General features: G+C 62.9%; 14 protein-coding genes and 8 pseudogenes. 11 read left to right on the top strand and 11 right to left on the bottom strand.

The genetic code is table 11. The features are described 5' to 3' along the window. Positions 1-185 (top strand): hypothetical protein (locus tag HX613_RS20160; protein WP_235346957.1); only part of this gene is annotated, 185 nt, incomplete at its 5' end. A 73-nt stretch (positions 186-258) separates the two neighbouring features. Here the strand turns inward: HX613_RS20160 and pafA are convergent. The 5 genes and pseudogenes from pafA to dop all read right to left on the bottom strand — a co-directional run bounded on the left by pafA (position 259) and on the right by dop (position 4,870). Beyond that, positions 259-1,661, bottom strand: a pseudogene (gene pafA, locus HX613_RS20155) (Pup--protein ligase). Next, positions 1,661-2,350 carry a proteasome subunit alpha gene (gene prcA, locus HX613_RS20150; RefSeq protein ID WP_235346956.1) on the bottom strand — a complete coding sequence of 230 codons (690 nt, stop codon included), beginning with the start codon at positions 2,348-2,350 and terminating at the stop codon, positions 1,661-1,663. The pseudogene pafA and the gene prcA overlap by 1 nt, the downstream one beginning before the upstream one ends. A 16-nt stretch (positions 2,351-2,366) precedes the next feature. After that, positions 2,367-3,164 (bottom strand): proteasome subunit beta, encoded by a 798-nt coding sequence (prcB, locus tag HX613_RS20145; RefSeq protein WP_235346955.1) that lies wholly within the window; start codon positions 3,162-3,164, stop codon positions 2,367-2,369. Position 3,165: 1 nt separating this feature from the next. Then, positions 3,166-3,357: a ubiquitin-like protein Pup gene (locus HX613_RS20140; protein ID WP_235346954.1), complete on the bottom strand. Its 192-nt coding sequence runs from the start codon at positions 3,355-3,357 to the stop codon at positions 3,166-3,168. After that, positions 3,354-4,870: pseudogene (dop, locus tag HX613_RS20135) on the bottom strand (depupylase/deamidase Dop). The gene HX613_RS20140 and the pseudogene dop overlap by 4 nt, the downstream one beginning before the upstream one ends. A 53-nt stretch (positions 4,871-4,923) precedes the next feature. On the opposite strand from dop, the gene HX613_RS20130 reads away from it, so the two are divergent. Continuing rightward, positions 4,924-5,328, top strand: coding sequence for a DUF3054 domain-containing protein (locus HX613_RS20130; RefSeq protein WP_235344273.1), 405 nt, complete (start codon positions 4,924-4,926; stop codon positions 5,326-5,328). A gap of 46 nt (positions 5,329-5,374) precedes the next feature. On the opposite strand, the gene arc is transcribed toward HX613_RS20130, so the two are convergent. The 4 genes and pseudogenes from arc to HX613_RS20105 form a co-directional block, all read right to left on the bottom strand. Continuing rightward, positions 5,375-6,400 (bottom strand): proteasome ATPase, encoded by a 1,026-nt coding sequence (gene arc / locus HX613_RS20125; RefSeq protein WP_235346953.1) that lies wholly within the window; start codon positions 6,398-6,400, stop codon positions 5,375-5,377. Continuing rightward, complete coding sequence (locus tag HX613_RS20120) at positions 6,298-6,660, bottom strand: hypothetical protein (protein WP_235346959.1); 363 nt, start codon at positions 6,658-6,660, stop codon at positions 6,298-6,300. Before HX613_RS20120 ends, arc begins: the two co-directional genes overlap by 103 nt. Before the next feature lie 280 nt (positions 6,661-6,940). After that, positions 6,941-7,883, bottom strand: a pseudogene (locus HX613_RS20110) (tRNA (adenine-N1)-methyltransferase); the annotation flags it as partial. Positions 7,884-8,054: 171 nt separating this feature from the next. After that, positions 8,055-8,387, bottom strand: a complete 333-nt coding sequence (locus HX613_RS20105; protein WP_235346952.1) for a hypothetical protein — start codon at positions 8,385-8,387, stop codon at positions 8,055-8,057. Here HX613_RS20105 and HX613_RS20100 point away from each other — a divergent pair. The 4 genes and pseudogenes from HX613_RS20100 (at position 8,386) to HX613_RS23120 (ending at position 10,053) form a co-directional block, all read left to right on the top strand. Beyond that, on the top strand, positions 8,386-8,736 hold the full coding sequence (locus tag HX613_RS20100) for a hypothetical protein (protein WP_235346951.1): 351 nt from the start codon (positions 8,386-8,388) through the stop codon (positions 8,734-8,736). The genes HX613_RS20105 and HX613_RS20100 overlap by 2 nt on opposite strands. Next, positions 8,733-8,978, top strand: a pseudogene (locus HX613_RS23130) (proteasome ATPase); the annotation flags it as partial. The gene HX613_RS20100 and the pseudogene HX613_RS23130, both read left to right, overlap by 4 nt. 52 nt (positions 8,979-9,030) lie before the next feature. After that, positions 9,031-9,198 (top strand): annotated as a pseudogene (locus tag HX613_RS23125) (hypothetical protein); the annotation flags it as partial. A 223-nt stretch (positions 9,199-9,421) separates the two neighbouring features. After that, positions 9,422-10,053, top strand: a pseudogene (locus HX613_RS23120) (AAA family ATPase). On the opposite strand, the gene HX613_RS23115 reads toward HX613_RS23120, so the two are convergent. After that, positions 10,036-10,287, bottom strand: coding sequence for a hypothetical protein (locus HX613_RS23115; protein WP_235346950.1), 252 nt, complete (start codon positions 10,285-10,287; stop codon positions 10,036-10,038). The pseudogene HX613_RS23120 and the gene HX613_RS23115 overlap by 18 nt on opposite strands. A 142-nt stretch (positions 10,288-10,429) precedes the next feature. Continuing rightward, positions 10,430-10,763, bottom strand: a pseudogene (locus tag HX613_RS22870) (DUF3054 domain-containing protein). Between the two features lie 106 nt (positions 10,764-10,869). Between HX613_RS22870 and HX613_RS20070 the strand changes: the two are divergent. The 5 genes and pseudogenes from HX613_RS20070 to HX613_RS20050 all read left to right on the top strand — a co-directional run. Continuing rightward, a complete protein-coding gene (locus HX613_RS20070) occupies positions 10,870-11,760 on the top strand; it encodes a proteasome accessory factor PafA2 family protein (RefSeq protein WP_442862625.1) in 891 nt (296 codons plus the stop codon). Then, positions 11,744-12,088 (top strand): proteasome accessory factor PafA2 family protein, encoded by a 345-nt coding sequence (locus HX613_RS20065; protein ID WP_442862624.1) that lies wholly within the window; start codon positions 11,744-11,746, stop codon positions 12,086-12,088. Before HX613_RS20070 ends, HX613_RS20065 begins: the two co-directional genes overlap by 17 nt. Before the next feature lie 120 nt (positions 12,089-12,208). Continuing rightward, a complete protein-coding gene (locus tag HX613_RS20060) occupies positions 12,209-12,373 on the top strand; it encodes a hypothetical protein (RefSeq protein WP_235346948.1) in 165 nt (54 codons plus the stop codon). Positions 12,374-12,390: 17 nt separating this feature from the next. Further along, on the top strand, positions 12,391-12,600 hold the full coding sequence (locus tag HX613_RS20055; protein WP_235346947.1) for a ubiquitin-like protein Pup: 210 nt from the start codon (positions 12,391-12,393) through the stop codon (positions 12,598-12,600). Position 12,601: 1 nt separating this feature from the next. Then, positions 12,602-13,085: pseudogene (locus tag HX613_RS20050) on the top strand (proteasome subunit beta); the annotation flags it as partial.

Raw genomic sequence — 13,085 nt, 5'->3', positions numbered from 1 at the left:
TGTCGACGACCAGGGGTGCGTCGAAACTGACCTTCGGCTTCTCACCTACCTTGCCGTCGACCGTGATGTCGTCGAGGCTGGTCGACTTCGCGTCCTCGGCCGAGACAGAGGGCGGGGCGCTTGTCGTGTCCTCCGCCTCCTCACCTGTCCGCAGGCGGACAGAAGAAGTGTGGCGGCCGCGATGACGGCGAGCACTTTGGTGCGCACGTGTTTCCTTTCGTTCAAGACCAGATCACTGAGATCTTACAAGCGAAGATCTTACAGGCCCGCGATGAGAGCATCAGCCTGTGGGTGCGTGGGCTCGAAGGGGTTCTTCAGCGCCACGGCACGGCCGGATTCGTCGTTGAGTCGCAGATGCACCCAGTCGACGGTGTAGTCACGGCGTGCGGCATGGGCGGCACGGACGAATTCTCCGCGGATGGCTGCCCGGGTGGACGCCGGTGGGACGTCCTTCGCCTTTTCGCGTGCCTCGGGCGTGACCAGGTTCTTCGCCAAACCTGAGCGTTCCAGCTTGGGAAACAGGCCGGTGTCGGGGGTGATGTCGTGATAAGCGATGTCGAGGCGAGAGATCCGCGGATCCGTGAGATCGTCGATGCCGCGGGCCATTGCCCGGTCGATGAGCGTCTCTTCATCACCCAATCGATCTCGTGGTCGACGGCGGAGAAGTCCTGAGCTGCAATCGCCTCGAGCATCCGGGTCCACAGGTCGATGACGTATTCGGCCATCCCATCGTCGCCGAGGCTGTGGTCTCCCTTCTGCACGAGAACCTGAGCACGGTCGCGGTAGTCGGTGAGCAGGTTCAGCGGCGTGATCGTCGTCCCGTCCGTGCGCTCGAGCTGCACCGAGCCGGTGAGGTCCCTGGCGACGAGGCGGATATCGCGCACGGCGTGGCGCAGACCGTGTTCGGGGATGCGTGCGCCCTGTTCGATGAGGTCGAGCATGAGCACGGCCGAGCCGATCTTGAGCGCCGAGGTGGCTGTCGACATCGAGGAATCACCGACGATGACATGGAGACGACGGTACTTCTCCGCATCTGCGTGCGGTTCGTCTCGAGCGTTGATGATCGGGCGTGAACGAGTCGTGGCCGAGGACAGTCCCTCCCACATCACATCAGAACGTGCCGAGAGCCCGAACATCATGTCTGCTCGGTTCGCCTCGACGTCGGGCTGGAAGGACGACTGTGCGGGGATGATCGCACCGGCACCCACCAGCAGCTGCCTGGAGACGAGGAAGGGAAGCAGCACCGTGGTCAGACGGTTGAAATCGAGGTTGCGGCGGATGAGGAAGTTCTCATGGGAGCCGTAGGAGTTCCCCGCCGCATCTGTGTTGTTCTTGACCATGTGGATACGGCCGCCGAGTCCATCGGCCTCGATGCTCGACTGTGCCTGGTTCAGCAGGTCGATCATCAAGGACTCGCCCGCGCGGTCCTGTGTGAGCAGATCGCTGAGATTATCGCATTCGGCGGTGGCATATTCGGGGTGCGAGCCGACGTCGAGGTAGAGCCGGGAACCGTTGGGCAGGAACACGTTCGAGGAACGTCCCCATTCGACGATGGGTCGAAACAGATAGCGTGCGATCTCCTCGGGACCGATGCGTCGGTCACCCTCTCCTGCCGAATGGGCAAGCCCGTATTCGGTTTCGAGTCCGTAGATTCTGGCCATCAGTCCTCCCGCAGCTGCGCCATCATGGCGTCACTGAGTCGCTTGAATGTGCGGTGTCCGCTTGCATTCCGGTCGAGCACGGCTGCCTCGAGGTCCTGGGTCGGCAATGTGCCGGATGCCGCGGAGGCAAGAGCGCGCACACCATGGTCGAAGACCTCGCGCAGCGGCAGCACCGAGGTGGACAGGTCCTTCAGCGTTGCTGTGATGTCATCGGCCCGTCCCCCGATCGCCACATGTTCGGTCTCATCCATCACGGAACCGTCGTAGCTGAGCCGGTAGAGCTGATCGGTCTCGGCTGTGAGTCCGAGCTCAGCGACGACGAGTTCGACCTCGAAGGGCTTCGACTCGGTCGTGAAGACCCCGGCCAGCGTCTGCGCGTATGCGTTCGTCAGCCCCCGCGCGGTGACATCGCTGCGGTGGTAGGAATATCCTCGCAGGTCCGCGTACCTCACACCGGCTTGGCGCATCGTCTCGAACTCGTTGTACTTGCCGACTGCGGCGAAGCCGATGCGGTCGTAGATCTCGGCGATCTTGTGCAGCGTCGGAGAAGGATTCTCTGCCAAAAGGAGGATGCCTTCGTCGTAGCGCAGCACCACGACCGACCGACCCCGGGCGATGCCCTTGCGGGCGAAGTCGGCCCGGTCCTTCATCAGCTGTTCGGGTGAGACGTAGAACGGTGCCTGGCTCATGGGCGTGCCTCATTCATTACTGTGCCTTTCTGGTCCGACGTTCGATGACCTCAGCGGCAATAGACATCACGTCGGCCGAAGGGATCTCGATAACCCCGTGCTCAAGGTCAACGGTGAAGATCGTCGGAGCGATCTGTCTGACGAAGTCAGGGCCACCGGTGGCCGAGTCATCATCAGAGGCATCGAAGAGGGCTTCAACGGCCACCGAGATCGCAGCATCGGTGTGAAGGTCGGGCTGCCACAGCTTCTTCAGCGCCCCACGCGCGTAGCCGGAGCCGGAGCCGATCGAATGGAATCGATGCTCTTCGTATTTGCCGCCGGTGACATCGAAGCTGAAGATCTGCCCGGCAGGAGTCGCTTCGTCGACGCCGGCGAAGAGCGGAACAACGGACAGCCCCTGCATGGCCAAGTTCAGGTTTCCGCGCAGCATCGACGCCAGACGGTTGGCCTTGCCTCCCAGCGACAGGCGGGCACCTTCGATCTTCTCGTAGTGTTCGAGTTCGAGCTGGTAGAGACGGATGAGATCGAGCGCGAGTCCCGCGGTTCCGGCGATGCCGATGACCGAGAAATCGTCGGCTGGTCGCACCTTCTCCATGGAGTGGGAGGCGATCATGGTCCCGATCGTCGCGCGCCGGTCTCCTGCCATGAGGATGCCCGTGGCGGTGCGGAAGCAGATGATCGTCGTGCCCTCCGGAGCCAGATTCCCCAGATCATGCCCGGCCGTGGTCGGCAGCGCCTCGGGTGCCACGGCTCGGGCGAGTTCGACGAACGAATTGCTCGTCGAACTCAGAAATGCAGGAGAGAATCCTGACATCTCATTGGCCGCCCTTCTGGACGAAGTTGCGCACGAACTCCTCTGCGTTCGATTCGAGGACTCCGTCGATCTCGTCGAGGATCGAATCCACGTTCTGAGTGTTGATCTGGCCCTGCACGGCCTCAGGCGGTTCCGCGGGTGGTTCTCCCCCGCCGCCCGAATGGTCTCTCTGAACCTGTTCCTGCGAACTCATTTCGCACCTCTTTCATCGTTCGTCGTTTTCAGTCTATCCACTCCCAGTGCCTGCAGCAGTGCCTGTGAGTCGTGCACTTCAGCCAGTCTGTCCTCGAGGAGTTCACGGTTGCCCTTGAGCGGTTCGCTCATCGGCAGACGCACGATTCCGTACTCTCCGGCGTCGAGGACGAGCGAGTCCCAGCTCGCTGCCACCAGTGAGTCCGAGAATCGGGTCACGGCCAGGGATCTCAGGTAGGCCCGGGTTCCGTCGGGCGCGGAGACCACGGCCTTTTCGACTTCACCATCGGTCGTCAGCCGTCGGATCCGGTCGGCTTTCTCAAGCTTGTAGAACAGACCCTTCTCGGGCCGAACGTCGTGGTATTGGACGTCGATGAGCGCGAGCTTCGGATGGTCCCAATCAAGGTTCTCCTTCTTTCGGTAGCCTTCGAGCAGCACCCATTTGGCAATCCAGTCGATGGAGTCGGACAGGCTGCGTGGGTCTGTGGCCAAGCCGTCGAGGAATCTCTTCCATTCGCTGAGAACCTCGGTGGTGTCTGCGTCATCTCCGGCGTCGAGCAGGCAGGCGAGTAGTAGGTGTCCTGGATCTCGAGAGCCGTCATCGAGGTGCCGTCGGACATGGGCAGCTTCGTGCTCAGGCTCAGGTCATGGCTGACGTCCCACAGAGCCTGCATCGGGTCGGCGAGTTCGAGCCTGGGGACGAGTCCTGCCTCGATGAGGCCGAGCACGAGGGAGGTCGACCCGAATCTGACCAGCGTGGCCGGCTCGGCCATTGTGGCATCGCCGATGATGACGTGCAGCCGACGATATTTGGCCGGATCGGCGTGAGGTTCGTCGCGGGTGTTGACGATCGGCCTGCGCAGGGTGGTCTCGAGGCCCACCTGGGCTTCGAAGAAGTCCGCGCGCGAGGAGATCTGGAAGCCCGCGGTCTCACCTTCGCGTCCGATGCCCACTCGACCGGACCCGCAGAGAATCTGCCGGCTGATGAAGAACGGGATCAGTCCGGCGACGAGGTCGTCGAAATCAACTGCCCGATCAACGAGGTAGTTCTCGTGGGTGCCGTAGGAGGACCCCTTCGAATCGGTGTTGTTCTTGTAGAGGTTGACGGGTTCATCCGTTGCCTCCAGCCTGCGCACCGAGGCCAATGCCACCAGGTCTCCCGCACGATCGAAGGTGACGAGATCACGCGGAGTCAGCACCGGTGAGGAGTATTCCGGGTGGGCGTGGTCCACGTAGTAGCGGGCGCCGTTCTCGGTCACGACATTGGCCAGGTACTGTGCTTCGACGGATTCCTGGGGCATGTGGGTGAGCTGGGAGATGTCGGCGTCGGCGACGTTCATGAAGAAGCCGCGTGCGTCCGCGAGTGGCGATTCGGTGGCGAAGTCCCAGAAGTTCTGTGAGGACCTGAGTCCGCGCGGTCCCGCGTAGGCGTCGACGACACGCGCCGAGTCACGCATCGGATTCGCTCCCGGATTGCCCGGTTGGCTCAGTCCGAACTCGGTTTCGGAACCCATCACACGGTGGACACTGAGCATCTGAACTCCCTCTAACGTTTAGACTCGGGGACGTGGCTGCGAAGAAATCTCATCTCCCGATCGCGTTGATCGTCGACCTCGTCCTAGTTGTCCTATTCACCATCATCGGTCATTACACACATTCTCATAATTTCGATCCCCAGGGGCTTCTGACCACAGCGTGGCCGTTCCTGGCCGGACTCGGCATCGCCTGGCTGCTCTCGGCAATCTGGGATCGCCCGATCGCCCCGTTGGCCACGGGGACCGCTGTGTGGGCGATCACCGTGCTGGTCGGGCTCGTCATCCGTGGCGTCACCGGTGCCGGAGGCGACCCAGGACAGGTGCCTGTGAGCTTCATGATCGTCGCCACCAGCCTCAACCTCATCACCCTGGTCGGATGGCGGCTCATCGCCACGGCCGTGACCGGCGGCACCAGCCCACGCCGACGCCGACGCTGATCCGCAGCCGGTGCTGATCCGTACCGGACAGGGCCGGAGAGCCGGCTCAGACCAGGTCTGAGTTCGGATACACCTCGGCGATATCCTTCTCGAGCGGAACCGCAGGAGCTCCACGCGTCGTATCCAGGTGCATCATCCGCAGATGTGTCACCCGCTCGCCCTTGCGACCGGAGATCCGCGCCCACTCGTCGGGATTCGTCGTATTGGGCAGATCCTCGTGCTCGCTGAATTCCTCGGCGATGGCCTCTTCGAAGTGCTTCGGCTGGAGACCGCGCTCACCGGTTTCCAGCAGTGATTTGATCGCACTCTTCTTGGCCCGGTCCACGATGTTGTGGATCATGGCTCCGGAGGCGAAGTCCGCGAAGTGGAGAACTTCCTTAGCACCGTCGGCGTAGGTGACCTCGACGAATTCGTTCTCCGGTGACAGTGCATACATGCGGTCGACACAGAACGAGATCAGGGCCGACACCCCCTCGGCGGGGGTCTCATGACCGGTCTGCACGCTCGCATGCAGGGGCAGTTCTGCGGTGAGGTACTTCTCGAAGATGTCGCGAGCCGCATCCGCATCGGGACGTTCGATGCGGATCTTCACATCGAGGCGTCCCGGACGCAGGATTGCGGGGTCGATGAGGTCTTCGCGGTTCGATGCGCCGATCACGATGACGTTGTCGAGCTGTTCGACACCGTCGATCTCGGTCAGCAGCTGGGGCACGATGGTGGTCTCCACGTCAGAGGACTTCCCGGTACCGCGGGTGCGGAACAGGGACTCCATCTCGTCGAAGAAGACGACCACGGGGAATCCTGCAGAAGCCTTCTCCCTGGCCCGGGCGAAGATGAGACGAAGCTGACGTTCGGTCTCGCCGACGTACTTGTCGAGCAGCTCCGGGCCCTTGATGTTGAGGAAGTAGGTCTTGCGGGACTGACCGGCACCGGTCCGGTCGGCCAGAGAATTGGCCACGGCCTTCGCGATCAGGGTCTTGCCACAGCCGGGAGGGCCGTAGAGCAGGATGCCCTTCGGCGGTTTGAGACCGTGCTCGGTGTAGAGCTGCGGGTGCTCGAAGGGCAGTTCCACTGCGTCCTTGATCTGGCCGATCTGATCGGCCAGCCACCGATCGAGTCGGAGTAGGTGATGTCCGGGACCTCTTCGAGCAGAAGCGAAGAGACCTCCGGCTTCTCAACGACCTGAAGGGCATAGTGTGTGCGGGAATCGACGACCACGGCATCGCCGACGCGCAGGCCGGCATCGACGAGGTCCTCGCCGAGGATGAAGACCTGTTCGTCGTCGCCGGGAGCACCGACGAAGATCCGGGTGTCGTCGACGAATTCGCGCACATTGACGACGGAGCCGACCGGGGCGAAGGACCCGGTCCCGATGATGACGAGACTTCCGAGAGCAGGACATCGGCACCGGCACGCAGGTGTGCCGGCTCCACCTCGGGTCCGACGGCGACACGCATTCTGCGGCCGCCGACGATCACGTCGGGCGCTCAGCCCCGATTCACCGAGAGCGATGAGTGTGCCCCAGCTGTTGGGCGGCTCCGTCAGTCGACGGGCCTCCTCCTTGATCCGGTTCAGCTCATCTCGTGCTGTGCGCAGGGTCTTCGACAGGGCTTCATTGCGTTTCCCGGCGCTGAAGAGCTGTTGGCGCAATGACGCAGTGTCTCGCGCAGTCGTTTGACTTCGGTCGTTGTTTCGGTGTCATTGGTCCTCCTTCGACCCGGGGGTGTTCGAGGCTTGGCTGGCTGGCTCTCGGTGGTTGGCTTCGAGGGTCGACAGTTCTTGGTTCAACCGTTTTTCCCGCCTCACGCATGACGCGGCGCAGCTTCTTTCCCTGTGCGACTCTGGCTCCGACTGCTTCATCGGTGACTTCCGGCTTCGTCCACGCATCGACGTCTTCGGTCGATGCCGGGGTGCCTGGGGTCGCTTTTTCTTCTCCAGCGGGGCCACTCCGGGTGCCATGCGACGGGCGATGACCAGGAAGCCGGTGTGCGCGATCATCCGGTGGTCGGGCCGCACTGCGAGCCCATCCACATGCCATCCACGGACCATGGCCTCCATGGACTGCGGTTCGCTGAAGCAGTCCGTGGCACGCAGCGCTTCGACGAAACGGGAGAGCTGTGGGACGGTCGCAACGTAGGCGATGACGACTCCCCCGGGTGCCAGTGCGGTGGCGACTGCGTCCAGGGTGTTCCATGGTGTGAGCATGTCGAGGACAACCCGGTCGACGGTGCCTGCCTCGTAGGGCGGGGCAGCTCATCGGAGAGATCCGCCACCGTGACCGACCAGTTCTCGGGTCGACCATCGAAGAAGTCGGCGATGTTCCCGGCTGCGATGGTGGCGAATTCCTCGCGGAGTTCGAAGGAGTGGAGCCTGCCTGTAGGCCCGACTGCCCGCAGCAGAGCCATCGACAGCGCCCCGGAACCAACGCCGGCTTCTACGACCACTGCACCGGGGAAGATATCGCCGAGGGTGACGATGAGTCCGAGTCCTTGGATAGACGACCGCTGCCCCGCGGGGATGGACAGGACGAAGTCATCGTAGCGCTCACGGAAGGCTTCAGTCCGGCGCTACGAGGATTCGTATGTCCATGCCCCGCGGGGGCAGCGGCGTCTATCCAAGGACTCGGGATAGTCACCTCGGCGATATCTTCCCCGGTGCAGTGGTCGTAGAAGTGAGCCGGTCTTGGTTCCGGGGCGCTGTCGATGGCTCTGTGCGGGCAGTCGGGCCTACAGGCAGGCTCCACTCCTTCGAACTCCGCGAGAATTCGCCACCATCGCAGCGGGAACATCGCCGACTTCTTCGATGGTCGACCCGAGAACTGGTCGGTCACGGTGGCGGATCTCTCCGATGAGCTGCCCCGCTCCTACGAGGCAGGCACCGTCGACCGGGTTGTCCTCGACATGCTCACACCATGGAACACCCTGGACGCAGTCGCCACCGCACTGGCACCCGGGGGAGTCGTCATCGCCTACGTTGCGACCGTCCCACAGCTCTCCCGTTTCGTCGAAGCGCTGCGTGCCACGGGACTGCTTCAGCGAACCGCAGTCCATGGAGGCCATGGTCCGTGGATGGCATGTGGATGGGCTCGCAGTGCGGCCGGACCACCGGATGATCGCGCACACCGGCTTCCTGGTCATCGCCCGTCGCATGGCACCCGGAGTGGCCCCGCTGGAGAAGAAAAAGCGACCCCAGGGCACCCCGGCATCGACCGAAGACGTCGATGCGTGGACGAAGCCGGAAGTCACCGATGAAGCAGTCGGAGCCAGAGTCGCACAGGGAAAGAAGCTGCGCCGCGTCATGCGTGAGGCGGGAAAACGGTTGAACCAAGAACTGTCGACCCTCGAAGCCAACCACCGAGAGCCAGCCAGCCAAGCCTCGAACACCCCCGGGTCGAAGGAGGACCAATGACCGAAACAACGACCGAAGTCAAACGACTGCGCGAGGACACTGCGTCATTGCGCCAACAGCTCTTCAGCGCCGGGAAACGCAATGAAGCCCTGTCGAAGACCCTGCGCACAGCACGAGATGAGCTGAACCGGATCAAGGAGGAGGCCCGTCGACTGACGGAGCCGCCCAACAGCTGGGGCACACTCATCGCTCTCGGTGAATCGGGGCTGAGCGCCGACGTGATCGTCGGCGGCCGCAGAATGCGTGTCGCCGTCGGACCCGAGGTGGAGCCGGCACACCTGCGTGCCGGTGCCGATGTTCCTGCTCTCGGAAGGTCTCGTCATCATCGGGACCGGGTCCTTCGCCCCGGTCGGCTCCGTCGTCAATGTGCGCGAATTCGTCGACGACACCCGGATCTTCGTCGGTGCTCCCGGCGACGACGAACAGGTCTTCATCCTCGGCGAGGACCTCGTCGATGCCGGCCTGCGCGTCGGCGATGCCGTGGTCGTCGATTCCCGCACACACTATGCCCTTCAGGTCGTGAGAAGGCGGAGGTCTCTTCGCTTCTGCTCGAAGAGGTCCCGGACATCACCTACTCCGACATCGGTGGGCTGGCCGATCAGATCGGCCAGATCAAGGACGCAGTGGAACTGCCCTTCGAGCACCCGCAGCTCTACACCGAGCACGGTCTCAAACCGCCGAAGGCATCCTGCTCTACGGCCCTCCCGGCTGTGGCAAGACCCTGATCGCGAAGGCCGTGGCCAATTCTCTGGCCGACCGGACCGGTGCCGGTCAGTCCCGCAAGACCTACTTCCTCAACATCAAGGGCCGGAGCTGCTCGACAAGTACGTCGGCGAGACCGAACGTCAGCTTCGTCTCATCTTCGCCCGGGCCAGGGAGAAGGCTTCTGCAGGATTCCCCGTGGTCGTCTTCTTCGACGAGATGGAGTCCCTGTTCCGCACCCGCGGTACCGGGAAGTCCTCTGACGTGGAGACCACCATCGTGCCCCAGCTGCTGACCGAGATCGACGGTGTCGAACAGCTCGACAACGTCATCGTGATCGGCGCATCGAACCGCGAAGACCTCATCGACCCCGCAATCCTGCGTCCGGGACGCCTCGATGTGAAGATCCGCATCGAACGTCCCGATGCGGATGCGGCTCGCGACATCTTCGAGAAGTACCTCACCGCAGAACTGCCCCTGCATGCGAGCGTGCAGACCGGTCATGAGACCCCCGCCGAGGGGGTGTCGGCCCTGATCTCGTTCTGTGTCGACCGCATGTATGCACTGTCACCGGAGAACGAAATTCGTCGAGGTCACCTACGCCGACGGTGCTAAGGAAGTTCTCCACTTCGCGGACTTCGCCTCCGGAGCCATGATCCACAACATCGTGGACCGGGCCAAGAAGAGTGCGATCAAATCACTGCTGGAAACGGTGAGCGCGGTCTCCAGCCGAAGCACTTCGAAGAGGCCATCGCCGAGGAATTCAGCGAGCACGAGGATCTGCCCAATACGACGAATCCCGACGAGTGGGCGCGGATCTCCGGTCGCAAGGGCGAGCGGGTGACACATCTGCGGATGATGCACCTGGATACGACGCGTGGAGCTCCTGCGGTTCCGCTCGAGAAGGATATCGCCGAGGTGTATCCGAACTCAGACCTGGTCTGAGCCGGCTCTCCGGCCCTGTCCGGTACGGATCAGCACCGGCTGCGGATCAGCGTCGGCGTCGGCGTGGGCTGGTGCCGCCGGTCACGGCCGTGGCGATGAGCCGCCATCCGACCAGGGTGATGAGGTTGAGGCTGGTGGCGACGATCATGAAGCTCACAGGCACCTGTCCTGGGTCGCCTCCGGCACCGGTGACGCCACGGATGACGAGCCCGACCAGCACGGTGATCGCCCACACAGCGGTCCCCGTGGCCAACGGGGCGATCGGGCGATCCCAGATTGCCCGAGAGCAGCCAGGCGATGCCGAGTCCGGCCAGGAACGGCCACGCTGTGGTCAGAAGCCCCTGGGGATCGAAATTATGAGAATGTGTGTAATGACCGATGATGGTGAATAGGACAACTAGGACGAGGTGTCGACGATCAACGCGATCGGGAGATGAGATTTCTTCGCAGCCACGTCCCCGAGTCTAAACGTTAGAGGGAGTTCAGATGCTCAGTGTCCACCGTGTGATGGGTTCCGAAACCGAGTTCGGACTGAGCCAACCGGGCAATCCGGGAGCGAATCCGATGCGTGACTCGGCGCGTGTCGTCGACGCCTACGCGGGACCGCGCGGACTCAGGTCCTCACAGAACTTCTGGGACTTCGCCACCGAATCGCCACTCGCGGACGCACGCGGCTTCTTCATGAACGTCGCCGACGCCGACATCTCCCAGCTCACCCACATGCCCCAGGAATCCGTCGAAGCACAGTACCTGGCCAATGTCGTGACCGAGAACGGCGCCCGCTACTACGTGGACCACGCCCACCCGGAATACTCTCACCGGAAGGTGCTGACTCCGCGTGATCTCGTCACCTTCGATCGTGCGGGAGACCTGGTGGCATTGGCCTCGGTGCGCAGGCTGGAGGCAACGGATGAACCCGTCAACCTCTACAAGAACAACACCGATTCGAAGGGGTCCTCCTACGGCACCCACGAGAACTACCTCGTTGATCGGGCAGTTGATTTCGACGACCTCGTCGCCGGACTGATCCCGTTCTTCATCAGCCGGCAGATTCTCTGCGGGTCGGGTCGAGTGGGCATCGGACGCGAAGGTGAGACCGCGGGCTTCCAGATCTCCTCGCGCGCGGACTTCTTCGAAGCCCAGGTGGGCCTCGAGACCACCCTGCGCAGGCCGATCGTCAACACCCGCGACGAACCTCACGCCGATCCGGAAATATCGTCGGCTGCACGTCATCATCGGCGATGCCACAATGGCCGAGCCGCCACGCTGGTCAGATTCGGGTCGACCTCCCTCGTGCTCGGCCTCATCGAGGCAGGACTCGTTCCCCAGGCTCGAAACTCGCCGACCCGATGCAGGCTCTGTGGACGTCAGCCATGACCTGAGCCTGAGCACGAAGCTGCCCATGTCCGACGGCACCTCGATGACGGCTCTCGAGATCCAGGACACCTACTACTCGGCCTGCTTCGAACACGCCGGAGATGACGCAGACACCACCGAGGTTCTCAGCGAATGGAAGAGATTCCTCGACGGCTTGGCCACAGACCCACGCAGCCTGTCCGACTCCATCGACTGGATTGCCAAATGGGTGCTGCTCGAAGGCTACCGAAAGAAGGAGAACCTTGATTGGGACCATCCGAAGCTCGCGCTCATCGACGTCCAATACCACGACGTTCGGCCCGAGAAAGGGTCTGTTCTACAAGCTTGAGAAAGCCGACCGGATCCGACGGCTGACGACCGATGGTGAAGTCGAAAAGGCCGTGGTTCCGCGCCCGACGGAACCCGGCCTACTGAGATCCCTGGCCGGACCCGATTCTCGGACTCACTGGTGGCAGCGAGCTGGGACTCGCTCGTCCTCGAGCCCAGAGAGGAGTACGGAATCGTGCGTCTGCCGATGAGCGAACCGCTCAAGGGCAACCGTGAACTCCTCGAGGACAGACTGGCTGAAGTGCACGACTCACAGGCACTGCTGCAGGCCACTGGGAGTGGATAGACTGAAAACGACGAACGATGAAAGAGGTGCGAAATGAGTTCGCAGGAACAGGTTCAGAGAGACCATTCGGGCGGCGGGGGGAGAACCACCCGCGGAACCGCCTGAGGCCGTGCAGGGCCAGATCAACACTCAGAAACGTGGATTCGATCCTCGACGAGATCGACGGAGTCTCGAATCGAACGCAGAGGAGTTCGGTGCGCAACTTCGTCCAGAAGGGCGGCCAATGAGATGTCAGGATTTCTCTCCTGCATTCTGAGTTCGACGAGCAATTCGTTCGTCGAACTCGCCCGAGCCGTGGCACCCGAGGCGCTGCCGACCACGGCCGGGCAGATCTGGGGAATCTGGCTCCGGAGGGCACGACGATCATCTGCTTCCGCACCGCCACGGGCATCCTCATGGCAGGAGACCGGCGCGCGACGATCGGGACCATGATCGCCTCCACTCCATGGAGAAGGTGCGACCAGCCGACGATTTCTCGGTCATCGGCATCGCCGGAACCGCGGGACTCGCGCTCGATCTCATCCGTCTCTACCAGCTCGAACTCGAACACTACGAGAAGATCGAAGGTGCCCGCTGTCGCTGGGAGGCCAAGGCCAACCGTCTGGCGTCGTTGCTGCGCTGGAAACCTGAACTTGGCCATGCAGGGGGCTGTCCGTTGTTCCGCTCTTCGCCGGCGTCGGACGAAGCGACTCCTGCCGGGCAGATCTTCAGC

The sequence above is a fragment of the Brevibacterium sp. UCMA 11754 genome (genome assembly GCF_021532275.1).
Taxonomy (GTDB): Bacteria; Actinomycetota; Actinomycetes; order Actinomycetales; family Brevibacteriaceae; genus Brevibacterium.
Note: the sequence above shows the minus strand (reverse complement) of the source record. Positions and strands in the feature narration are given on the sequence as shown.

What these genes read in the sequence shown, in the direction of transcription:
- HX613_RS20140 (WP_235346954.1), bottom strand. Translation starts at nt 3,357, where the DNA reads ATGAGTTCGCAGGAACAGGTTCAGAGAGACCATTCGGGCGGCGGGGGA.
- HX613_RS23115 (WP_235346950.1), bottom strand. Translation starts at nt 10,287, where the DNA reads ATGTGTCACCCGCTCGCCCTTGCGACCGGAGATCCGCGCCCACTCGTC.
- HX613_RS20055 (WP_235346947.1), top strand. Translation starts at nt 12,391, where the DNA reads ATGAAAGAGGTGCGAAATGAGTTCGCAGGAACAGGTTCAGAGAGACCA.
- prcA (WP_235346956.1), bottom strand. Translation starts at nt 2,350, where the DNA reads ATGAGCCAGGCACCGTTCTACGTCTCACCCGAACAGCTGATGAAGGAC.
- HX613_RS20105 (WP_235346952.1), bottom strand. Translation starts at nt 8,387, where the DNA reads ATGGCCTCCATGGACTGCGGTTCGCTGAAGCAGTCCCGTGGCACGCAG.
- HX613_RS20100 (WP_235346951.1), top strand. Translation starts at nt 8,386, where the DNA reads ATGGTCCGTGGATGGCATGTGGATGGGCTCGCAGTGCGGCCGGACCAC.
- HX613_RS20070 (WP_442862625.1), top strand. Translation starts at nt 10,870, where the DNA reads ATGCTCAGTGTCCACCGTGTGATGGGTTCCGAAACCGAGTTCGGACTG.
- prcB (WP_235346955.1), bottom strand. Translation starts at nt 3,164, where the DNA reads ATGTCAGGATTCTCTCCTGCATTTCTGAGTTCGACGAGCAATTCGTTC.